The following is a 20,191-nucleotide window of genomic DNA, read 5'->3' as shown; positions in this document are numbered from 1 at the left end:
TGAGAAGAACCCTAAGGCCGTAGGCGATGAGCTCCAAAAGCGCCGGCGCCCGGCCGGAAGAAGCTTCCCCTCCGGCGAGGTGGGCCTCCCGTTCCCGGACAAGCCTCTCCAGGAGAGCCTCTAGGAGCTGAAGGTCCAGGTGCTCGAGGGCGTAGCGGGCCAGGGACCGGTGGGAAGGGAAGGGCCTTTCCATCAGGTTCTGGAGCGAGGCCTCTGAAGGCATGGGTTTGTCCGGGTTCACTGGCTTGGCGCTACAGCCAGGAGAGCCCTAGCCGGGCCTCGAGGTGGCCCACGGGAAGCCCCCGGTGGTTTCGCACCTCGGGCCGGTCCCAGGGGGTGGGGCCGGGGTCCAGCCCCAGGGCCCGGAGGAGGGCCACCACCATCACCTCCCGGGCCTGGGCCGAGCCGTCCTCCACCTTGAGGGCGAGGCCCAGGGGCCCCTTGGGGCCCTCTAGGAGGGCGAGGCCGTAGTACCCGTCCGCCCCCCGCTTGGCCACCACGGGCAGCCTTTCCATAAGGAGGGTGTCCACGCTCCCCGGCCCGGCCACGAGGTCGGGGTGGCGGCGCATGGCCTCCCGCACGCGCCTCAAGGGCTCCCGGTAGGCCTCGGGGGCCTCCTCGGGGGCGGCGAGGAGGTAAAAGAGCCGGGCCGCCCGAGCGAGGGGGAGGGCGAAGGTGGGCACGCTGCACCCGTCGGTGGCCTGGAAGGGCTCGGCTCCGGAGAGCTCGGCGAGGGTCTTCCGGTTCAGGGCCTGCACCGGGTGGTCGGGGCGCTCGTACCCCTCGGTGGGGGCCCCCAGGGCCCGGGCCGCCGCCAGCATCCCGGCGTGCTTGCCCGAGCAGTTGTGGTGCAGGGGGGTGGGTCCAAGGCCCGCCTCCTCCAGGGCCCGCCGGGCCTCCCGGGAAAAGGGCGGGTGCACCCCGCAGACCAGGTGCTCGGGGCCCAGGCCGAGCTTGGCCAGGAAGCGGGCGGCCACCTCCACGTGGCGGGGGGTGCCGTCGTGGCTTGCGGTGGCCAGGGCCACCTCCTCCTCCGTGAGGCCGAACCGCTCCACCGCCCCCGTGAGGAAGAGGGCCAGGGCCTGGAAGGGCTTGGCCGAGGAGCGGAGGTAGCTCAGGAGGGCCGGGTTCCCGGCGTAGGCCAAAAGCCCCTCCTTCCCGTATAGGGCCAAGGAGACCCGGTGCCGGTTTTCCACAAGCTCGCCGCGGTAGACCAAAACCTCCGCCTTCACTCCCCAAGTCTACGCCGGGCCTCCAGGAGGAGGGGCTTCCAGTCCACCCCGAGGTAGGGGGAGGGGAGGCCCTCCAGCCTGGCTTCGGCCTTCCTCAGGTTGCGCAGGCCCGTCCTTCCCTGGCTCCGCTGGTGGAGGGCCGCCGCCAGGAGGATGAGCCCCTGGAGAAAGCGGCGCTCCTCCCCCTCGGCCCGCCGCCAAAGGGCCTCCAGGGCTTCGTGGGCCTCAAAGTAGTGCCCCTCGCGCCAAAGCTCCAGGGCCTCTTGCAGCCCCACGGGCCCCAGTCTAGGCTAGGTCCATGCGCCGCATGGCGGTTTTGCTCCCCTTTCTTCTCTTGGCCCAGGCCCTGCGCCTCGCCACCACCACCAGCGTTTACGACTCGGGCCTCCTGGACCGGCTCCTCCCCGCCTTCACCCAGGCCACGGGGGTGAAGGTGGGGGTGGTCGCCGTGGGCACCGGGCAGGCCCTGGCCCTGGCCGAGCGCAAGGACGCCGACGCGGTGCTGGTCCACGCCCCCGACCTCGAGGCCCAGTACCGGAAGCGGGGCTTCCTGGCGGAAGGGTACTGCCTGGCCAAGAACCGCTTCCTGCTGGTGGGCCCGCAGGAGGACCCGGCCGGGGTCCGGGAGGCCAAGGACGTCCTGGAGGCCATGAGGCGCGTCGCCTCGGCCAAGGCGCCCTTCGTGTCCCGCGGGGACCGCTCGGGAACCCACCTGAAGGAGCTCGCCCTTTGGGAGAAGGCGGGGATCCGGCCCGGGCCCCCCTGGTACCTGGAGTCGGGGGCGGGGATGGGGCAGACCCTGGTCCTCGCGGCGGAGAAGCGGGCCTACACCCTCTCCGACCTGGCCACCTACCTCACCGTGGGGAAAAAGCGGGGCCTTTCCCCCCTCTACGACCGGGACGACCCCCTTCTCCTCAACCAGTACAGCGTCTACGTGGTGCCGGGCTCGCCTAGGCTCGAGGAGGCCCGGAAGCTAAGGGACTTCCTCGCCTCCGAGGAGGCGGTCCGGCGGATGCTGGGCCTCCAGGTGGAAGGCCAGCCCCTCTTCCAGCCCCTGAAGGGGCGGTGCCTCTTCCCCGTGAATGGAAGCCGCTGAGCTCCTGGAGATCACCCTAAGAAGCCTCGGGGTGGCCGGTTCGGCTACCCTTCTCGCCGCCCTTCCCGCCGTGCCCCTGGGGCTCTGGCTGGCCCTGAGGGGCGGGGGCGGGCCCCTGGGCCGGGCGGTCCTCTACGCCGGGCTCGCCCTTCCTCCCGTGGTGGTGGGGCTTTTCCTCTACCTCCTCCTCTCCCGCTCCGGCCCCCTGGGCTTTCTGGACCTCCTCTATACCCCTTACGCCATGGTGCTGGCCGAGGCCATCCTGGCCTTCCCTGTCATCGCCGCCTTCGTGCTCTCCGCGGCCCGGGCCAGGGCGGAGGAGGTGCGGCTTCTGGTGCGAAGCCTGGGGGGGCGGGAGGACCAGGTCCTCCCCGCCCTCTTCTTTGAGAGCCGCCGCACCCTGGCCGCTGCCCTGGCCGCGGGCTTCGGCGGGGCCATCAGCGAGGTGGGGGCGGCCACCCTGGTGGGCGGGGACATCCGGCACCACACCCGGGTCCTGACCACGGCCATCGTCCTGGAAACCCGCAAGGGGGAGGTGGAAGCGGCCCTGGCCCTGGGCCTGATCCTCCTGGGGGTGGCCCTTTTGGTCACCGGCTTCCTGGTTATCCTGGAGCGGGAATGAGGCCGCTCCTTCGGGCCGAGGGGCTCCTCCATCGGCACTCCGGCTTTACCCTCTGGGTGCCTGCCCTCTCCGTCTACCCCGGGGAGATCCTGGCGGTGCTCGGGCCCTCGGGAAGCGGCAAAACCACCCTGCTCCGCCTCCTCGCGGGCCTCCTCACCCCCCTGGAGGGCCAGGTGGAAGGGGGCTTCCGCGCCTACCTGCCCCAAAACCCCATCCTCCTCAGGCGGAGCGTCCTGGAGAACGCCGCCTTCGGCCTCCGCCTCCACGGGGTGCCGGGGCCCCTCGCCCGGGCCAAGGCGGAGGCCCTCCTAAAGCGGGTGGGGCTTGGGGAGATGGCCCGGCGCCCGGCCCAAAGCCTCTCGGGAGGGGAGGCGGTGCGCCTCTCCTTGGCCCGCACCCTCCTGGTGGAGCCGGAGGTGCTCCTCCTGGACGAGCCCACCGCCAGCCTGGACCTCGCCAACGTGGCCCGGGTGGAGGCCCTCCTGCGGGCGGCGGCCGGGGAGGGCCGGGGGGTGGTGCTGGCCACCCACGACCTCTTCCAGGCCCGGCGCCTGGCGGGGCGGGTGCTCTTCCTCCTCCAGGGGGAGGCGGTGGAGCTGGCCGAGGCCCGGGACTTCTTCCAGGCCCCCCGGGACCCGAGGAGCCGGGCCTTCCTGGAGGGAAGGCTCGTTTAGCGGACCCCTCGCCCAAGCCTGGGTGGGCGAAGAAGGCCCCCACCCTAGCGGAAGAGGGCCCTTACCGCCTTTTCCAGTTCCTCCCCGGTCTTTTTGTCCAGGGTGAGCTTGACCTTCAGGGCCACCCTCAGGGCCTCTTCCTCCAGAGCTTCCCGGTTCTCGCACCCCTTTAGCCGGGCAACAAAGGGCTCGGCCCGAGGGCCGAGCCGGGACCTGAGGAGCTCCACCAGCTTGGCGCAGAGCTCCTTGGGGCCTTCCACGGGGAGGATCAGGCCCCGCTTCAGGAGGCTGGCCAGAGCCCGGTAGGCCTCCTCCCCCAGGCCGCTTTCCCGCACCACCTCCTCCTCCGTGCGGCGCCCGTCGCAAAGGGCGTAGACCCGCCACTCCGCGGGGGTGGGCGTCCAGCCTTCGGGGGGATTGGGGTTGCGGCGGAAGACCATGGCTACAGGGAGGCCACGATGGCGTCCACCAAGCGGAGGATCAGGTAGACGAAGACCGCCCCTAGGAGGAGGATGAAGGAGAGGAGAACGAGGAGAAGGCTGGAAGGCTCGCTCCAGGTGAGGAGGATGACCCCCAGGTAGGCCAGGGCGAAGAAACCGATGAGGAAGAGGGCTTGCCCCATGCGTTCCCCGATGACCCCGCCTGGAGCGGCCCTCCTTAGCTTGAGGCCGTAGAGGACGTTGTAGACCATGAGGGCCAAGCCTAAAAGGAGCAGGAGTTTTTCCATGTCCTCACTTTACCCCGTCCACTCCCGAATAGGAAGAAGCTCTCCGCCCTCCACCGCCTTGCGCACCGGGCGGTAGCCCCGGTCAAACCAGATCTCCAAGACCGCCCGGTCCAGGCTCCTCGGGGCCACGATCTCCTTGCGCACGTAGTAGCCCTCTTCGGTGGGCGAGATCTCCATGCTTTTGGAGAGCCTGACCTCCACCACTTCCCCGCTTTTCGTGCGCACCCGGACCCGGAAGGCCCGGGGGCCCTCGGGCTTCACGTGGGGGTCTTTGCGGAAGAACCACACGGCTAGGCCTCCTTCAGGTCCGCCACCCGCGCCTGGGTGAGGGCGAAGAGGGCCCTCGGGGTGCCCCCGGCCGCGAAGACCCTGGGGCAGAGGAGGATGTCCTCGTCCGGGAAGGCGGCGTGGACCACGGGGGGCACCCCGCCGGTGGCGAAGCCGGCGAGGGCCCGGACCTCCTGCACCCTTTGGGCGGATGGGGAGGGGCTCATAGGGCGTAGAGGAGCTCGGCGAGGAGGGCGGCGCGGCGCGGGATCTCCGGCACCACCACGTACTCCGTCCGCTGGTGGGCGTCCCCGCCGAGAAGCCCAAGGCCGTCCAGGGTGGGCACCCCCAAGGCGGCGGTGAAGTTCCCGTCGGACCCCCCACCCACCTTGCCCGGGCGTAAGGCGAGGCCCAGCCTCTCCCCGATGACCCGCGCCTTTTCAAAGAGGGCCAGGCTTTCCGGGGTGGGCTCCATGGGGGGGCGGTTGAGGCCGCCCGAAAGCTCCAGCCTCGCCCCAGGGAGGACGGGCTTTAGGGCCCTTAGCCCCTCCTCCACCCGCCTGGCCTCCTCCAGGGTCCAGGCCCGGAGGTCTATCTCCACCTCGGCCTCCTCGGCCACCACGTTGGTGGCCGTGCCGCCCCGGATGCGGTTCGGCCCCAGGGTGGTGCCCTTCTCCCGGTCTTCCAGCGCCGCCACCTTCAAGATCTGGTGGGCGAGCTCCAGGATGGCGTTCACCCCCTTCTCCGGCTCCACCCCCTGGTGGGCGGCCTTGCCGATGGCCTTTAGGCGGTAGAGGCCCACCCCCTTCCGGGCCACCTTCAGGTCCCCTTCCCCCGTGGGGGGTTCCAGCACCAGGGCGGCCCGGGCCTTCCGGGCGGCGGCCTCAATGAGGGGGCGGCTTTCCGGGGAGCCCACCTCCTCGTCGGGGGTGAAGAGGACCTCCAGGGCAGGGAGCTTCCGCCCCGTGGCCTCGGCGTGGCGCAGGGCGTAGAGGAGGGCGACGATCCCCCCCTTCATGTCGTAGACCCCGGGGCCGATGGCCTTTTCCCTCTCCAGGCGGAAGGCCTCGGGGAAGCTCCCCTTGGGGTGGACGGTGTCGTAGTGGCAGAGGACGAGTACGGGGGTTCCTTCCCCTTCCCGCTTGAGGAAGAGGATAGGCCCCTTGGGGGTGTCCTTGCGGGAAAGCCTTCCCTCCAAAGGCCCGAAGGCCTCCTCCAGGAAGGCCGCGGCCTCCTTGAGGCCGGTAAGGTCTCCCGAGGGGGACTCCCGGCGCACGAAGGCCTCGAGGTCCTTGAGGAGGTCGGGAAGCCTCGCCTTCATCCATTCCAGGGTTTCCATGCCCCCATTATGCCCTGCCCCTTGGCAGGAAGCCCACCCCGTGGTATAAAGGAAGGGTATGCCCTTCGGGGCTCGTTCTCACGGAAGCGGGGAGTAAGGGTTCTCCCCCGCCTTTTCGTGTGGACGCGCGCGCAAAGCGCCCGCCTTCCCGAAGGAAGGCGCGTAAGGAGGAAAGAGGCGGCATGGAAGAAAAGGCGACCCAGACCCCAGAAAAGACCTTCAGCATGGAAGAGGCCCTTCAGGAGACCGAGGCCCGCCTGGAGAAGCGGGTGCGCCCCGGCCAGGTCCTGACGGGCACGGTGGTCTTGGTGGGTTCCGAAGGCGTGGCGGTGGACATCGGCGCGAAGACGGAAGGCATCATCCCCTTCAACCAGCTCACGGAGAAGGTCCTCCCCGAAGAGGAGCTTAAGACCCTCCTCAAGCCCGGGGACGCCGTCCGGGTCCAGGTGATCAAGGTGGACCCCGAGACGGGGCAGGTGCTCCTTTCCCGCAGGAAGGTGGAGGCCCAGGAGCGCTGGGACCGCATCCAAGCCCTTTACGAGAAGGGGGAACCGGTCGCCGTCACGGTGAAGGAGAAGGTCAAGGGGGGCGTGGTCGCCGACCTGGATGGGGTGGAGGCCTTCATTCCTGCCTCCCAGCTGGACCTGAGGCGCACCCCCAACCTGGACGCCTACGTGGGCCAGCAGATCCTGGCCAAGATCATTGAGTTCAACCGCAAGAAGGGGCGGGTGCTCCTCTCCCGCCGGGCCCTCCTGGAGGAGGAGCAGAAGAAGGCCAAGGAGGCTTTCTTGCAGAGCCTCTCGCCCGGCCAGGTGGTGGAGGGCACCGTGGCCGACGTCACCGATTTCGGGGCCTTCGTCAACCTTGGCCCCGTGGACGGCCTGGTCCACCGCTCGGAGATCACCTGGGGCCGTTTCCAGCACCCCAGGGAGGTCCTCCAGAAGGGGCAAAAGGTGCGGGCCCAGGTCCTTTCCGTGGACCCGGCCAAGGAGCGGGTCAACCTCTCCATCAAGGCCCTCATCCCCGATCCCTGGACCACGGTGGCGGAGAAGTACCCCGTGGGCACCCGGGTGCGGGGCAAGGTGGTGGGGCTCACCCCCTTCGGGGCCTTCGTGGAGGTGGAGCCGGGCCTCGAGGGCCTCATCCACATCTCCGAGCTCTCCTGGACCAAGCGCCCCAAGCACCCCTCCGAGGTGGTGAAGGAGGGGGACGAGGTGGAGGCCGTGGTCCTTCGGCTGGACCCTACCGAGCGCCGCCTCTCCTTAGGCCTCAAGCAGACCCAGCCCGACCCCTGGCAGCAGCTCACGGAGAAGTACCCTCCCGGCACCGTGGTCAAGGGGCGGGTCACCGGGGTCACGGACTTCGGGGTCTTCGTGGAGGTGGAGCCAGGGATGGAAGGCCTGGTCCACGTTTCCGAGCTGGACCACATCCGGATTGAGAACCCCGCCGCCCTCTTCAAGAAAGGGGACGAGATGGAGGTGGTGGTCCTCCACATCGACCCCGTGGAGCAGCGCATCTCCCTCTCCCGCAAGCGCCTCCTTCCCCCGCCCCCGCCCAGGGTGGAGGAGGAGCGCCCGCGCCGGGCCAAGGGCAAGGAGGCCCGGGGCAAGCGCAAGACCACGGGCCGCCGCGAGGAGCGCCGGGAGTACGAGTACGGGGCCGTGGCCGAGTACAACCTCTACGACGCCTCCGCCGTGCCCACCGCCACCGCCAGCGTGAAGCTCGGCGACCTCTACGGCGACCTCCTGGCGAGCCTGGGGCTGGAAGAGGAAAAGAAGTAGCCCGTCCCTTAAAACCCAAGCCCCCGCCTCTGGCGGGGGCTTTCTTCGCGCGCAGGTGGCTAAGGGCCCGCGCGTTAGCTTTGCAACATGGGATGCCCGAGCTGGAGCTGTGGGAAAACCCTTTTGGGGTCCCCACCGCGGCAAAAGCCGCGGTGGGGTACTTAGAACGCCCTCTCTTCCCTCTTTCCGTAGAAGATGCGCATCAGGGTGTAGGAGAGGAAGAAGGTGAGGAGGGGCCCCCCCAGGACCAGGGTCCAGAGCACGGCGTTGCTCCCCAGGAGAAGGCCCTGCTGCTGGAAGTCGATCTTGTACCCGGCGAGGCTCGCCATCAGGAAGAAGACCAGAAGGGCCAGGATGGCGCTGGTGCGCACCGGGCGTTCCGAGGGCAGTTCCATGTAGCGCATCTTGTCCTTACGGGTATCCACGAAGGGCAAAAGCAGGCCCACCAGCCCCAGAATCCCGGGCACCAGCACGCCGCCGATGAACTCCGGGCCGATGGTGGCCCCGAAGAGGCGGAACTCCCAGCTGGAGGGGATGATCTGCAGGATGCCGTAGATCCAGAGGAAGTACCAGTCGGGCTTCACCGCCGGGGTGTTGGGGGTAGGCGGGCCGAAGGCCTCCACGGGGTGGGCGAGGAAGGCCCCGGCGATCATGGTCATGAGGCCCACGTAGAGGGCGAAGAGGACCCCCATCATGACCATCTGCTGGGGGTACATGGGGACCCCCAGGATCTTCCCCGGGGCCACCCTCTGGGCGTAGGGGGGCTGGGTGTGCTTCTGCTTCACCATGATCACGAGGTGCAGCCCGATGAGGGCCATGAGGAGGAGGGGAAGCCAAAGGACGTGGAGGCTATAGAGCCTAGGGATGGACTTTTCCGACCCCGGGAACTCCCCCCCGAACATCACCTCCGCCAGGGCGGTCCCGATCCAGGGGATGGAGTGGGCGATGCCGTAGCCGATGCGGGTGGCGGTCACAGCGTAGTTGTCGTAGGGGAGGGCGTAGCCGGTGAAGGCGGTGACCACGGCGAGGCCCAGAAGCCCAAGCCCCACCAGGTAGTTGAGCTCCCGGGGCTTCTTGTAGGCCCCGGTGAGGAGGATCCGGAGCATGTGGAGGAAGGCGGCGGCGATCATCGCGTGGGCCGACCAGTGGTGGAGGCTCCGGATCACGGCGCCAAAGGGGAGGCTGTCTATGTAAAGGACGCTCCCGTAGGCGGCGGGCACCGTGCGCCCGTCGGGGAGTTTGACCTCGCGGATGGAGGGCTCGTAGTTCAGGGTGAGGAAGACCCCGGTAAGGACCAGGACCACGAAGGCGAAGAGGGTGATCTCCCCCAGGAAGAAGGAGTGGTGCACGGGAAAGGCCTTGCGGAGCACCTTTTGGTAGAGCCCCGTGAGGTCCAGGCGTTCGTCAAGCCACTTGTACATGCTTCCCTCCTAGACCCGGCGGCAGAAGCCGGCCTCGGCCTTGACCCCCACCTCGCCCAGGAACTCCCCCGCCGCCACCAGGACCCCTTCCTCCACCTTTAGGGGAAGCTGGGGCACGGGGCGGGGCGGGGGGCCGGCGGTGACCCGGGCCCCGTGGGCCAGGTCGTAGACCCCGCCATGGCAGGGGCAGAGGGCGGCCTTTTGATCGGCCACCCACTGGCTGACGATGCACCCCAGGTGGGTGCAGACCGCCGAGTAGGCCACCACGCCCTCCACGGCGTGCTGGGCCACCTCGGGGGCGAGCTCCCCGGGGGCGTAGCGGGCCACCAAAACGGTGTTCTTGGCCTCCCCGCTCTTCACCACCTTGGTCTTGGGATCCATGGGGTAAGCCAGGACGAAGGGGTCTCCCGGCTTCAGCTCTTCCAGCCGGATGGGCTTGGGTTCCCCTCCGCCCTGGGCGTAGACCAGGATGTCCCCAGGCTTTAAGGGCTCCTTCTCCGGGGTCACCTCCTGCTTGGGGCGGAGGCTCGCCCCCACGTAGAAGGCGGAGACCAGGGAGAGGCCGATGCCGGTGCCGATGGCCGTCTTGAGGAAAAGCCTCCTTCGGGACTGCCTTAAGCGGATCTCGCGCTCGTCCATGCTTTACCTCTACCAGGGGAACTCGCTCTTCTCCTCCTCGGTGATGACCTCGTCCCGGCCGAAGAACTTTTTGTAGATGCCGAAGAGGGCCGCCACCACCAGGCTGATGGACCCGAAGACGAGGCCCTGGAGCCAGGTGGGGTTGTGCCCGGTCTGGGCGGAGTAGAGGAGGAGGCGCACGAAGAAGCCGGAGAGGGCGGTGAGGAGGAGGACCAGGATCACCCCCGCGGCCACGGGGGCGGTGGCGGGGCTGGGGAAGTGGCGGCCCGGGCGGAGCTCCAGGCCCTCCAGCCAGTAGGAAACCAGGCCCATGAGTCCGTAGAGAAGCAGGACCGCCCCGAAGGCCATGAGCCCGATCTGGCCCACGGAAAGCTCCTCGGGGGTGTGGCCCAGAAGGCGGGCGATGTGGCGGCCGTCCAGGTAGGAGGCGTAGAAGAGGCCGATCGCCAGGATAAGGGCGAAGGTGGGCAGGATGGGGTCGTTGCGGTACATCCTCCCTCCTTACTCCACGGGGCCGAAGCTGTTGCCGAAGCTGTTGCGGATGTAGGTGGCCACCGCCTTGAGCTCCTCCTCGCTGAAGCCCGCTCCCACGGCGGGCATGGCCCCGCGGCCGTTCTTTACGATGTTAAGGATCATCTGGGCGTCCTTCAGGTTGGGGCTGCCCGCCAGGGCGGGGAAGGCGGGGGGCATGCCCTGGCCGTTCGCCTGGTGGCAGGCGGCGCAGTTCGCCTCGTAGATGGCCTTGCCCTTTTCCATGAGGGCGGGGTCCACCCCCGCGGGCGCCGCCGCTTCCTGGCCGCTCCCGTGGGCCTGGGCCTCTTGGGCGGGTGGGGCTACCTGCTCCACGATTTTTTCGGCGGCCGGAGAGAGGGCGAAGTAGCTCCAGATGCCGCCGAGGACCACCACCGCGGCCACGGCGTACCAGAGGGGATTGAAGCGGGGAAGCTCCACGGGGAGCTCGGGCTCGCCCACGGCCAGGCGGAGCTCCACCTCCCCCGCCACCTCGCTTCCCTCGTCCATGCCCAGGACCAGGACGTCGGGGTAGTTGTTGACGGTGAAGGGGATCTCCCGTATCTCCTGGCCACCCCCGCGGAAGTGGGTAACCACCCTCAGGGTGTGCTCCCCGTCGGGGAGCTTTCGGGTGTCCAGCCTGAGCCGGTAAGGGGGCTCCTTGAGCACCGCCAGGGGCTCCTGGGCCCCATCCAGGTACACCTCAATCCGGTCTACGACCATTCTGCCTCCCTATGTGAAGAGGGGTACAAAACCCCACCCCACCACTATAAGGATAGCCCACAAGGACAGATGTCCCCTCAGGAGGTGAGGAGGGTTTGCAGACGGCGAACGCTTCCCCGGACGCCTTCCTCCCTCCCGCTCACCTCCAGGGCCGCCGTCCCGGAAAAGCCCTTCAGGAGGGGGGCGAGCCTCTCCCAGGGAACGCTTCCCGCCCCCACGGGGAGGTGGTCGTCCCGCCGCCCGTGGTTGTCGTGGAGGTGGAGGTGAAGAAGCCTCTCCCGAAGGGCCTCCCAGTAGAGGAGAGGCCCCTTGGGCCCAAGCTCCACCAGGGCGTGGCCCACGTCCAGGCAGAAGCCGAGCCCGGGGAAGCGGGAGAGGAGGGCCTTAAGCTCCTCCGGGCCCCGGAGGAGGTCGGCCTCCTCCAGGGCCAGGTTCTCCAGGGCCACGGGGAAGGGGGAGGAGGCGAGGAGGGAGAGGGTTTCCTCCAGGGCCTCCCGGGCCAGGGCGAGGGCCAGGGGGTGGCGGAGGGGGACCTGCCCGGTGTGGAGGACCCCCACCCTCGCCCCCAGGGCCTCCCCGAACTCCAGGGCCCGGAGGAGGCGCTCCTGGGAGAGCTTGCGGACGCTCGGGATGAGGCTTGCCGGGTTCAGCTCCACGAAGGGGAGGTGGAGGGTGAAGCCCACCCCCAGGGCCTCCCCCGTGGCCCGGAGGTCCTTGGGGCCCGGCAGGGGCAGGGCCTCGTGGAGGTCGTAGGCCACCTCGAGGTCCAGCCCGAGCTCCGCCGCCAGGCGGAAGGCCTCCTCGTAGCCCAGCTCGGCGTTGAAGGGGCTATAGCCCAGGCGCATGCCCTAAGCTTAGCGCACGGCCTCGGCCTTGCGCTGGGCCTCCTCCAGGGCCCTCTCCGGGGGCAGGCCCCCCTTCAGGCTCTTCTCCAGGGCCTCGGCGAGGAGGCCCGCCCAGGTGGAGAACTGGGGGAGGCGGGGCCGCTCCTGGGCGTAGGCCACCTGCTCAAAGGCCACCTTGCGGAAGGGGTTCTCCCGGTAGAAGCCCTCGAGGAGGGGGAGGGCCGACTTGCGCACCGGCACGTAGTAGCTCGCCTCCACCCAGCGGGCCACGTTCCTGGGCTCCATGAGGTACTTCCAGAACTCCACCGCCCCCCGGACCTGGGCCTCGGAGGCCCCCTTCAGCACCACGAGCTGGGCCCCGCCCAGGGGCACCTTCCCCCCGGGCTCCCGGGGCACGGGGGCCACCCCCAGGCTGAAGGCGAAGGAGAAGTTCTCGGCGGCGGGCCAGTTGGCGATGGAGGCCATGGCCATCATGCCCTTGGTGCGCACGAAGTCCAGCTGGGCGAAGGTGGCCTCGGCCAGGCTCCGCACCGAGAGGGCCCCGGCCCGGTTCAGGCGGTGGAGCATCTCCAGGGCCTCCAGGGCTTCCCTGGAGGTGAAGTTGGGCTTGTCCCCCTTTACCAGGTTTCCCCCCCGGCTCGTCACCATGGCCTCAAAGAGCCAGGCCTGGGGGTCGGTGACGAAGATGAAGCCCTTGGCCTGGCGGGAGGTGAGGGCCCTGGCGGCCTCCTCAAACTCCTTCCAGTTTCTTGGGGCCTTGAGCCCCTTGGCCCGGAAGGCGTCCAGGTTGTAGAAGAGGACCGGGGTGGAGGTGTTGAAGGGGAGGCCGTAGCGCTTCCCCTCCACCACGCCGTAGTTCCAGGCGGGCTCAAAGAGGTCCTCGGCGAACCCCCGGTCCAGGCCCAGGTAGGGGTCCAGGGCCACCGCCCTGCCCTCCGCCACCAGGCGGGGGAAGAAGGAGATCTCCGCCTGGAAGAGCACCGGCCCCCCTCCCGTGCGCAGGGCGGCCACCAGCTTGGTCTCGGCGTCCCGGTAGTCCCCGGCGTACTGGGGGAGGAGGCGGTACTGGGCCTGCCGGGCGTTGAACTCCTGGGCGAACTGGGAGAGAAGCCTACCCGCCGGCCCGTCCATGGCGTGCCAGAAGGGGACCTCCGTCTGGGCCAGGGCGGGAAGGAGAAGGAAAACCAAGGGCCAGGGCCTTGCCATGCGGGGATTCTACCACCCCTAAGGTCAGGGCTCGGTCATGGGCCCTCAGGTCTTACGCCCCTTTGGGGTCCGGCCCAAGCGGGGGCGGGGGAGAGGTTTCCTGGGTCCCAGGGGGCGCAGGCCGGCGCGGGGCGCCATCAGCGCCCCTCCGCCGCCAGGGCCTTCCGTTGGGCCTCCTCGAGGGCCCGCCTAGGGGGCACCCCTTGCTTCAGGCTTTTCTCCAGGGCCTCCTCCAGGTAGCCGTACCAGACCACCATCTCCGGGTCCTGGCTCCAGGGGCGGGCCACCTCGGCCTGGGCGAAGACCTGGGCCCTTTCCGGGTCCTTGAGGAAGTCAGAAAGCTCCCTCTCCGCCTCCTTGCGCAAGGGGAGGTACCAGGTGGTGCGCACCCAGTCCGCCTGGCGCTTGGGCTCCAGGAAGTGGAGCCAGAAGGCCACCGCCCCCCGGGCCTCCTCGGGGCTTGCCCCCTTGAGCACGGCGAGGACCGCCCCGGAAAGGGGCACCGCCCCCCCTTGGGCCCGGGGCAGGGGGGCGGCCCCCACGGCGAAGGGCAGGGAGGTCTGGGCCAGGACCACGGGGAGGGCGGTGGTGGGGGCGAGGCCCATGAAGGCCTTGGTGCGCAGGAAGTCGGCCACGGCGAAGGAGGCCTCCGCCAGGTTCCGGGCCTGGGCGTGGCCCTTCTGCACCATGCGGTAGAGCATCTCCAGGGCCTCCACCGCCTCCTTGGAGGTGAAGTTGGGAAGGCCCTCCCTCACCAAGCTTCCCCCCAGGCTCATCACGATGGCGTTGAAGCTCCAGATGTCGGTGGAGACCACCATTCCCTTGGCGGTGCGCCCCGAAAGCCTGGCCGCCGCCTCCTCCACCTCGGGCCAGGTCCTGGGGGGCCTTAGGCCCTTGGCCCGGAAGGCGTCCTTGTTGTAGTAGAGGGCGGGCACGGAAAGCCCCAGGGGAAGGCCATAGGTCTTCCCCTTCACCTGGGCCGCCTTTAGGGCCTCGGGGTGGAGGTCCTTGGGAAGGCCCTGGAGGTAGGGGTCCAAGGGGAGGGCCGCCCCTTCCTGGGCGAGGCGCGGCAGGAAGGAGAGTTCCCCCTGGAAAAGGGCCGGGGCCCCACCCGAGCGCAGGGCGGCGAGGAGCTTCACCCCGGCCTCCCGGTAGTCCCCCGCGTAGCGGGGCTCCACGCGGTAGGCCTTTTGGCTCTCGTTGAAGCTCTGGACCGCCTCCAGGAGCACCCGGTCCCCCGGGGGGCCCGCCGTGTGCCAGAAGGGGAGGACCACCTGGGCCTTTGCCGCTCCCCAAAGGGCGAGGGCGAGGAGGAAAGGTCTCATCCCTCTGAGCCTACCAGGGGGCGGGTGAAAAGTCTGAAAGGGGAAGCCCTAGGTTCTTGAGGAAGGGAAGCGCCCTCCGGTAGAGGGCCTTTCGGGCCTCGAGGAAGCCCTCCCGGGGAAAGCCCTGGGCCCCGAACTCCGGGGGCAGGAGGGGGTCCAGGAAGAGCACCTTGCGCATCTCGTGCACCAGCCGGGTGAGGGCCCGGAAGGCCTCCTCCGGCCCCTCGGGCACCTCAAAGGGAAAGAGGGCCCGGTAGTGGGCCAGGGCCCGCTCCAGGGGGAAGGCCCTCAGCACCTCCTCCTTGGGGCCGAGGTGGGCGGCGCGGAAGAGGGTGGCCTCGAGGCCATAAAAGCCGAGGAGCTCCCGGGTGGCCTCGAGGTCCGCCCGCACCCCCAGGTAGACCCCGCTCTGGAGGCTCCCGTAGCCCAAAAGGGCCATCTCCCGGCGGAAGCGCTCCCTCTCTCCCCGCGCCTTCGGCCCCTCGGGCAGGACCAGGAGAAAGCTCCCGTCCCAAGGGGGCAGGGGCCCGTAGAGGCGGCGGCGCACCTGGCCCACCTGCCAGTAGACCCGGTCGGAGAGGGCGTAGTAGGCGGCCCGGCCCTCCCTTTGGGGCACCACCCAGCCCCTTTTGGCGCTCCGGGAAAGCGCCGCCCGCACCGCCATCTCCGAGAACCCCAGGGCCTCCATCATGGCCACCAGGGTCCCCACCGGGGCCTTGCGGTCCGGGTAGATGTATTCCAGGAAGATGGTGAAGAGGGTAGACCTCGCCCGCATCAGAAGAGGTCGAAGACGGATTCCAAAAGCCTCTCGCGGTACTCCTTGAGGGCCCATTCCAGGAAGGTGGCGAGGGGCATGGTCCCCAGGTTCCCCCGGTGGCGCCTGCGCACGCTCACCGTCCCCTCGGCCTTCTCCTTCTCCCCCACCACCAGGACATAGGGCACCTTCCTGAGCTCGGCGTCCCGGATCCGGGCCTGCATCCTCTCGGGCCTGGTGTCGGCCTCGGCCCTGAGGCCCGCCTCCTTGAGCCTTCCCGCCACCAGGAGGGCGTAGTCCTCCTGCTTCTCCGAGACCGGCACCACCACGACCTGCACCGGGGCAAGCCAAAGGGGGAAGTCCCCGGCGAAGTGCTCAATGAGGATGCCGATGAAGCGCTCCAGGGAGCCGAAGGGGGCCCGGTGGAGCATCACCGGGCGGTGCTCCTCCCCGTCCCTCCCCACATAGGTTAGGCCGAAGCGCTCGGGGAGGTTGTAGTCCACCTGGATGGTGCCGAGCTGCCACTCCCTTCCCAGGGCGTCCTTCACCACGAAGTCCAGCTTGGGGCCGTAGAAGGCGGCGTCCCCGGGCTCCACGGTGTACTTTAGCCCGGCCTCGGCCGCGGCCTCCTCAATCTGCCGCTCCGCCAGGGCCCACTTGGCCTCCTCCCCCACGTACTTGTCGCTTTTCGGGTCCCGCACCCCGATCCGGGCCCGGTAGTCCTTGAGGCCCAAGGTGGCGAAGACCTTGAGCACCAGGTCCAAGACCCCAAGAAACTCCCCCTTCACCTCCTCGGGGGTGCAGAAGATGTGGGCGTCGTCCTGGGTGAAGCCCCTTACCCGCGTGAGGCCCAAAAGCTCCCCCGCCTTCTCGTAGCGGTAGACCGTGCCGAACTCGGCGAGCCTCAGGGGTAGCTCCCGGTAGGAGCGCTTGCGGTAGGCGTAGATCCTTATGTGGTGGGGGCAGTTCATGGGCTTGAGGAGGTACTCCTCCTCCTCGCCCCGCTCCTGGAAGCTTATGGGGGGGAACTGGCTTTCGGCGTAGTAGGGGTAGTGGCCGCTCGTCTTGTAGAGCTCCAGGCTGCCGATGTGGGGGGTGGTCACGAGCTGGTAGCCCCGCCTCACCTGCTCCTCGCGCATGAAGGCCATGAGCTCTTCCCGGATGGCGTTCCCCTTGGGAAGCCAGAGCACGAGCCCCTTCCCCACCACGGGGTCTATGAGGAAGAGCTCAAGCTCCCTCCCAAGCCGCCGGTGGTCCCGCCTCTTGGCCTCCTCCAGCTGCCAGAGGTATTCTTTAAGCTCCTCGGCGGTGCGGAAGGCCACCCCGTAGACCCTTTGCAGCATGGGCCGCCGCTCGTCCCCCCTAAAGTAGGCCCCGGCCACGTGGGTGAGCTTGAAGTGGGGGGGGATGCGCCCGGTGGAGGGGACGTGGGGCCCGCGGCAGAGGTCGGTGAAGCCCTCCTCCCCCTCCCCCTGCTGGTAGAAGCTGATCTCCTCCCCCTCGGGGATCTCCAGGATGAGCTCCGTCTTGTAGGGGTCCTTCCCCCGGTAGCGGGCCAAGGCCTCCTCCCGGGGGAGGACGAAGCGCTTTAGGGGGAGGTCCCGCTTGAGGATCTCCCGCATCCTTTCCTCAATGGCCGGGAGGTCCTCCTCCGAGAGGGGCTCGGGGGCGTCTATGTCGTAGTAGAAGCCCTTCTCAATGACGGGCCCCACCCCGAGCCTCACGCTTTCCGGGTCGTAGCCTTTCTCCCGGAAGTGCTCCTTCACCGCCTGGGCCAGGACGTGGGCCAGGGTGTGGCGGAAAAGGCGCTGGAACTCGGGGTCCTTCTCCGTGAGGAGGCGCACCCTGGCCCCCTCGGGAAGGGGCCTTAGGAGGTCGTAGAGCTCCCCGTCCACCAGGGCCCCCACCGCCCGCCTCTCCCAGCTTTCGCCCAGGGCCTTGGCCACGTCCCGGGCGGTGGCCCCTTGGGGGAGGTCCAGGGGCTTGCCGTCCGGCAGGTACACGGTCATGCCCTCCACTATACCCCGTTCATGCCCCGTTCACGCCCCCCGTGCAAACCTGACCGATATGCGGCTCCTGGAGTATTGGGCTGAGGCCAAGGGGCCTCCCCCGGCCTCCCCTTGAACCCAACCCTACCTTGAAGGCAAGGGCGCTGGGCCGGGATCCTCTTCTCCCTTTTCCTCGCCGGGTACGGCGGCAACCTGAGCGCCTGCTGGACCTGCTTCGGAGGCGGCACCGGGCAGGCCGCCCTCGAGCCCACGTGGACCGAGGAGGCGAAGGGGTTCTCCTGGTCCGGGTGGTGCCCCAACGGTGTTGCGTTTGCACAACGGGGGTGTATACTGGAATGGAAAGGAAGGAGGAGCCATGCCAAGGACCAAGGAGAAGGAAAACTACCGGGCGCGGCTAAAGGCGGTGGGCCTACGGCACACCCTCCCGCGGGAGCGTATCCTGAGCTTCCTGGACCGCAAAAACGTCCACCCCACCCCGGAGGAGCTCTACCAGGGCCTGAAGAAGCGGGGCTACGACATCGGCCTCTCCACCGTCTACCTCAACCTCCACGTCCTCAGGGAGCACGGGCTCATCTACGAGTTCAAGGACCCCAAGGGCTACACCCGCTACGACGGCTACACCGAGCCCCACGTGCACCTGGTCTGCACCTCCTGCGGCAAGGTGGAGGACCTGCTCCTCAAGAACCTCCCCGAGCTGGACCTCACCCCCGCCATGCAGGCGGCGGCGGAGCGGACGGGGTGGGCCTTGGAGGGCTTCCGGCTGGAGTTCCGGGGGAAGTGCCCGAACTGCCAGGCCTGAGGGCCGGGGCTTAGGGGCCCGGGGGGCGCCCCCCGGGCCCGCTTCCGCTCCTAAGTGCGCGCATCTTGGCTTTGCAACATAGGATGCCCGAGCTGGGGCCGTGGGAAAGCTCTTTTGGGGCCCCCACCGCGGCTTTTGCCGCGGTGGGGTACTTAGCCCGCCAGGGCCTCCGCCACCTTTAGGGCGGTGCGCACGCCGAAGCCCGTCCCCCCCTCGGGGCCCAGGGCGTGGGCCTTCCTGGCGAAGGCGGGGCCGGCGATGTCCAGGTGGACCAGGGGCACCCGCACGAACTCCGCGAGGAAGAGGGCGGCGGTGATGGCCCCGCCGTTCCGGTCCCCCACGTTCTTGAGGTCGGCCACGGGGCTTTTGAGCTTTTCCCGGTAGGCCTCCTCCAGGGGCATGGGCCAGACCTTCTCCCCCGCCCCTTGCGCCGCCTCCCGCACCTTCTCCCCCCAGGAAGGCTCGGTGGCGAAGAGGGCCGCCACCTCCTCCCCCAGGGCCACCACGGCGGCTCCCGTGAGGGTGGAAAGCTCCAGGATGCGCTCCGCCCCCTCCCTTTCGGCGTAGGCCAGGGCGTCCGCCAGGGTGAGGCGCCCCTCGGCGTCGGTGTTCATCACCTCCACGGTCTTTCCGGAAAGGGTCTTGAGCACGTCCCCCACCCGGTAGGCCCGCCCGGAGACCAGGTTCTCGCAGGCGGCGATGTAGCCCCTGAGCTCCACGGGAAGGCCCAAAAGGGCCGCGGCCTTGAAGGCCCCGAGCACCGCCGCCGCCCCCGCCATGTCGCCCTTCATGGTGGCCATGCCCTCCGTGGGCTTCAGGGAGTAGCCGCCGGAGTCAAAGGTGAGGCCCTTCCCCACCAGGTCCAGCCGGGCCCTGGCCCCTTCTGGGGCGTAGCGGAGGCGGATGAAGCGGGGCGGGTTCTCCGAGCCCTGGGCCACGGCGAGGAAGGCCCCCATGCCGAGCTCGGCGATGGCCTTCTCGTCCAGCACCTCCACCTCCACGCCAAAAGCCCTAAGCTCCAGGGCCCGCTCCGCCAGGGCCTCAGGGGTAAGAAGGTTCGGGGGCTCGTTCACCAGGTCCCGGGCCAGGTAGACCCCTTCCGCCACCTTCCTCGCCCGCTCCAAAAGGGCCTCGGAAACGCCCGGAAGGAGGAGGGTGAGGGCCTTTTCCTCCCTTTTCGTCTTGAGCCGGTCAAAGCGGTAGGCCCCGAGGAAAAGGCCCTCGGCCAGGGCGTAGGCGTCCTCCAAAGGCTCCACCAGGGCCTCGGGGAAGGCGAGCTTAAGGAGGGCCTGGGCGAGCCTCCCCCCGCTTTCCCGGTCGTCCTCGCCCCGCCCGAAGAGGAGGACGGGGCCTTCCTCCGTGTAGAGGAGAAGGCTCTCTCCCGCCTTAAGCCCCGCCCCCTCCAGGGCCCGGCGCAAGAGCCCCGCCAGGCGGGCGTCCAGGGCCTCCCCCTGGGGGAGGAGGGCGCCTTCCTTGACCCAGACCACCTTGAGGGGGGCCCGGCCCTCGGCCAGGCCCGTGGAAACGGCACGCAGGGTGATCACGTCCAAGGTTTTACCACAGGAGCGTGGCAGAATAGGAGGGATGCGGTGGCTTCTTTTGGCGAAGCAGGCGGCCCTCGGGGGGGCGGCGGCCCTCGAGGGGGTGATGATGAAGGCCCCCTGGGCCTGGGCCCTGGCGGTGCGCCTGCCGAACGGGCAGATCCACGTGGAGCGCCACGAGGAAAGGGCCCTCACCGAGCGCTACCCCTGGGCGAGGCTTCCCCTCCTCCGGGGGGTGGTGGCCCTCTTTGACGCCCTTTCCGTGAGCTACCGGGCCCTGGCCCGGAGCGCCGAGCTCGCCGGGGGCGAGGAGGTTCCCAAGGGAGCCCTTTGGGGAACGGTGGCGGTGAGCCTCCTTCTGGGCCTTGCCCTTTTCATCGTCTTCCCCGGCTTCCTCTCGGGGCTTCTTTTGGACCCCGCCCGCCACCCCCTCCTCTACAACCTCCTCGCCGGGCTCATCAAGGTGGGGATTTTGGTGGGCTACCTCCTCTTCATCCGGCGCATGCCGGAGATCCGGCGCTTCTTCATGTACCACGGGGCGGAGCACAAGGCCATCCACGCCTACGAGAAGGGGCTCCCCCTCACCGTGGAAAACGTCCTGGCCCAGCCCCGCTTCCACCCCCGGTGCGGCACCACCTTCATCGCCTTCGTCATCGTGGTCTCGGTCCTGGTCTACAGCCT

At 69.3% G+C, this 20,191-nt stretch carries 23 protein-coding genes and 1 pseudogene; 6 read left to right on the top strand and 18 right to left on the bottom strand.

All coding sequences use genetic code 11. The features are described from left to right. The 3 genes and pseudogenes from AC01Y6_RS06485 to AC01Y6_RS06475 all read right to left on the bottom strand — a co-directional run. Positions 1 to 193 (bottom strand): annotated as a pseudogene (locus tag AC01Y6_RS06485) (hypothetical protein); the annotation flags it as partial. A 58-nt stretch (positions 194 to 251) separates the two neighbouring features. After that, positions 252 to 1,232, bottom strand: coding sequence for an asparaginase (locus AC01Y6_RS06480; protein ID WP_347241403.1), 981 nt, complete (start codon positions 1,230 to 1,232; stop codon positions 252 to 254). Next, positions 1,229 to 1,501, bottom strand: coding sequence for a DUF309 domain-containing protein (locus AC01Y6_RS06475; protein ID WP_347241404.1), 273 nt, complete (start codon positions 1,499 to 1,501; stop codon positions 1,229 to 1,231). The genes AC01Y6_RS06480 and AC01Y6_RS06475 overlap by 4 nt, the downstream gene beginning before the upstream one ends. Before the next feature lie 29 nt (positions 1,502 to 1,530). Here AC01Y6_RS06475 and AC01Y6_RS06470 point away from each other — a divergent pair, with 29 nt between their 5' ends. Genes AC01Y6_RS06470 through AC01Y6_RS06460 form a run of 3 tightly spaced genes read left to right on the top strand, consistent with a single transcriptional unit; the run spans position 1,531 to position 3,624 of the window. Further along, on the top strand, positions 1,531 to 2,328 hold the full coding sequence (locus AC01Y6_RS06470; protein ID WP_347241402.1) for an ABC transporter substrate-binding protein: 798 nt from the start codon (positions 1,531 to 1,533) through the stop codon (positions 2,326 to 2,328). Further along, entirely contained in the window at positions 2,315 to 2,950 is a 636-nt protein-coding gene (locus AC01Y6_RS06465; RefSeq protein WP_476670783.1) for an ABC transporter permease, read from the top strand. Before AC01Y6_RS06470 ends, AC01Y6_RS06465 begins: the two co-directional genes overlap by 14 nt. Next, complete coding sequence (locus AC01Y6_RS06460) at positions 2,947 to 3,624, top strand: ATP-binding cassette domain-containing protein (RefSeq protein WP_347241400.1); 678 nt, start codon at positions 2,947 to 2,949, stop codon at positions 3,622 to 3,624. The genes AC01Y6_RS06465 and AC01Y6_RS06460 overlap by 4 nt, the downstream gene beginning before the upstream one ends. Before the next feature lie 44 nt (positions 3,625 to 3,668). Here AC01Y6_RS06460 and AC01Y6_RS06455 read toward each other — a convergent pair whose 3' ends face one another. From AC01Y6_RS06455 to AC01Y6_RS06435, 5 genes are read right to left on the bottom strand one after another with little or no spacing between them, the layout of a single operon-like run. Then, the gene (locus AC01Y6_RS06455) at positions 3,669 to 4,064 is read right to left on the bottom strand and encodes a hypothetical protein (RefSeq protein ID WP_428716970.1); all 396 of its coding nucleotides are present in this window, start codon (positions 4,062 to 4,064) and stop codon (positions 3,669 to 3,671) included. A gap of 2 nt (positions 4,065 to 4,066) precedes the next feature. Then, positions 4,067 to 4,351: a hypothetical protein gene (locus tag AC01Y6_RS06450; protein WP_347241397.1), complete on the bottom strand. Its 285-nt coding sequence runs from the start codon at positions 4,349 to 4,351 to the stop codon at positions 4,067 to 4,069. A gap of 9 nt (positions 4,352 to 4,360) precedes the next feature. After that, the gene (locus AC01Y6_RS06445; RefSeq protein WP_347241531.1) at positions 4,361 to 4,639 is read right to left on the bottom strand and encodes a hypothetical protein; all 279 of its coding nucleotides are present in this window, start codon (positions 4,637 to 4,639) and stop codon (positions 4,361 to 4,363) included. 2 nt (positions 4,640 to 4,641) lie between these two features. Continuing rightward, the gene (locus AC01Y6_RS06440) at positions 4,642 to 4,818 is read right to left on the bottom strand and encodes a YbaK/EbsC family protein (protein ID WP_428719617.1); all 177 of its coding nucleotides are present in this window, start codon (positions 4,816 to 4,818) and stop codon (positions 4,642 to 4,644) included. Positions 4,819 to 4,841: 23 nt separating this feature from the next. Further along, on the bottom strand, positions 4,842 to 5,957 hold the full coding sequence (locus AC01Y6_RS06435) for a M20 family metallopeptidase (protein ID WP_347241532.1): 1,116 nt from the start codon (positions 5,955 to 5,957) through the stop codon (positions 4,842 to 4,844). A gap of 182 nt (positions 5,958 to 6,139) precedes the next feature. On the opposite strand from AC01Y6_RS06435, the gene AC01Y6_RS06430 reads away from it, so the two are divergent. Beyond that, entirely contained in the window at positions 6,140 to 7,738 is a 1,599-nt protein-coding gene (locus tag AC01Y6_RS06430) for a 30S ribosomal protein S1 (RefSeq protein ID WP_347241533.1), read from the top strand. Positions 7,739 to 7,899: 161 nt separating this feature from the next. Here the strand turns inward: AC01Y6_RS06430 and AC01Y6_RS06425 are convergent, their stop codons facing one another. From AC01Y6_RS06425 to thrS, 9 genes are all read right to left on the bottom strand, one after another. Then, entirely contained in the window at positions 7,900 to 9,159 is a 1,260-nt protein-coding gene (locus AC01Y6_RS06425; protein ID WP_476670778.1) for a cytochrome b, read from the bottom strand. Positions 9,160 to 9,168: 9 nt separating this feature from the next. After that, positions 9,169 to 9,798 carry a QcrA and Rieske domain-containing protein gene (locus AC01Y6_RS06420; RefSeq protein ID WP_347241535.1) on the bottom strand — a complete coding sequence of 210 codons (630 nt, stop codon included), beginning with the start codon at positions 9,796 to 9,798 and terminating at the stop codon, positions 9,169 to 9,171. Positions 9,799 to 9,807: 9 nt separating this feature from the next. Further along, complete coding sequence (locus AC01Y6_RS06415; RefSeq protein ID WP_428715960.1) at positions 9,808 to 10,290, bottom strand: DUF1129 domain-containing protein; 483 nt, start codon at positions 10,288 to 10,290, stop codon at positions 9,808 to 9,810. 9 nt (positions 10,291 to 10,299) lie between these two features. Then, positions 10,300 to 11,031, bottom strand: coding sequence for a c-type cytochrome (locus tag AC01Y6_RS06410; protein WP_428719620.1), 732 nt, complete (start codon positions 11,029 to 11,031; stop codon positions 10,300 to 10,302). Positions 11,032 to 11,108: 77 nt separating this feature from the next. Then, on the bottom strand, positions 11,109 to 11,876 hold the full coding sequence (locus AC01Y6_RS06405; RefSeq protein ID WP_347241538.1) for a sugar phosphate isomerase/epimerase family protein: 768 nt from the start codon (positions 11,874 to 11,876) through the stop codon (positions 11,109 to 11,111). Between the two features lie 9 nt (positions 11,877 to 11,885). After that, positions 11,886 to 13,082, bottom strand: coding sequence for an ABC transporter substrate-binding protein (locus tag AC01Y6_RS06400; RefSeq protein ID WP_476670775.1), 1,197 nt, complete (start codon positions 13,080 to 13,082; stop codon positions 11,886 to 11,888). Positions 13,083 to 13,219: 137 nt separating this feature from the next. Continuing rightward, complete coding sequence (locus AC01Y6_RS06395; RefSeq protein WP_476670774.1) at positions 13,220 to 14,407, bottom strand: ABC transporter substrate-binding protein; 1,188 nt, start codon at positions 14,405 to 14,407, stop codon at positions 13,220 to 13,222. Between the two features lie 10 nt (positions 14,408 to 14,417). Beyond that, positions 14,418 to 15,182 (bottom strand): PaaX family transcriptional regulator, encoded by a 765-nt coding sequence (locus AC01Y6_RS06390; protein WP_428719624.1) that lies wholly within the window; start codon positions 15,180 to 15,182, stop codon positions 14,418 to 14,420. Next, the gene (gene thrS / locus AC01Y6_RS06385; protein WP_476670772.1) at positions 15,182 to 17,170 is read right to left on the bottom strand and encodes a threonine--tRNA ligase; all 1,989 of its coding nucleotides are present in this window, start codon (positions 17,168 to 17,170) and stop codon (positions 15,182 to 15,184) included. The genes AC01Y6_RS06390 and thrS overlap by 1 nt, the downstream gene beginning before the upstream one ends. A 355-nt stretch (positions 17,171 to 17,525) precedes the next feature. Between thrS and AC01Y6_RS06380 the strand changes: the two genes are divergently transcribed. Then, positions 17,526 to 17,969, top strand: coding sequence for a Fur family transcriptional regulator (locus AC01Y6_RS06380; protein ID WP_347241543.1), 444 nt, complete (start codon positions 17,526 to 17,528; stop codon positions 17,967 to 17,969). A 152-nt stretch (positions 17,970 to 18,121) separates the two neighbouring features. On the opposite strand, the gene AC01Y6_RS06375 is transcribed toward AC01Y6_RS06380, so the two are convergent. Then, positions 18,122 to 19,513 carry a leucyl aminopeptidase gene (locus AC01Y6_RS06375; protein ID WP_476670770.1) on the bottom strand — a complete coding sequence of 464 codons (1,392 nt, stop codon included), beginning with the start codon at positions 19,511 to 19,513 and terminating at the stop codon, positions 18,122 to 18,124. A 40-nt stretch (positions 19,514 to 19,553) separates the two neighbouring features. Between AC01Y6_RS06375 and AC01Y6_RS06370 the strand changes: the two genes are divergently transcribed. Next, the coding region (locus AC01Y6_RS06370) for a DUF1385 domain-containing protein (RefSeq protein ID WP_476670768.1) at positions 19,554 to 20,191 on the top strand (638 nt) is incomplete at its 3' end.

The sequence above is a fragment of the Thermus sp. genome (assembly GCF_056332225.1).
The sequence above is the reverse complement of the archived record's forward strand: the minus strand, read 5'-3'. Positions and strand labels throughout refer to the sequence as shown.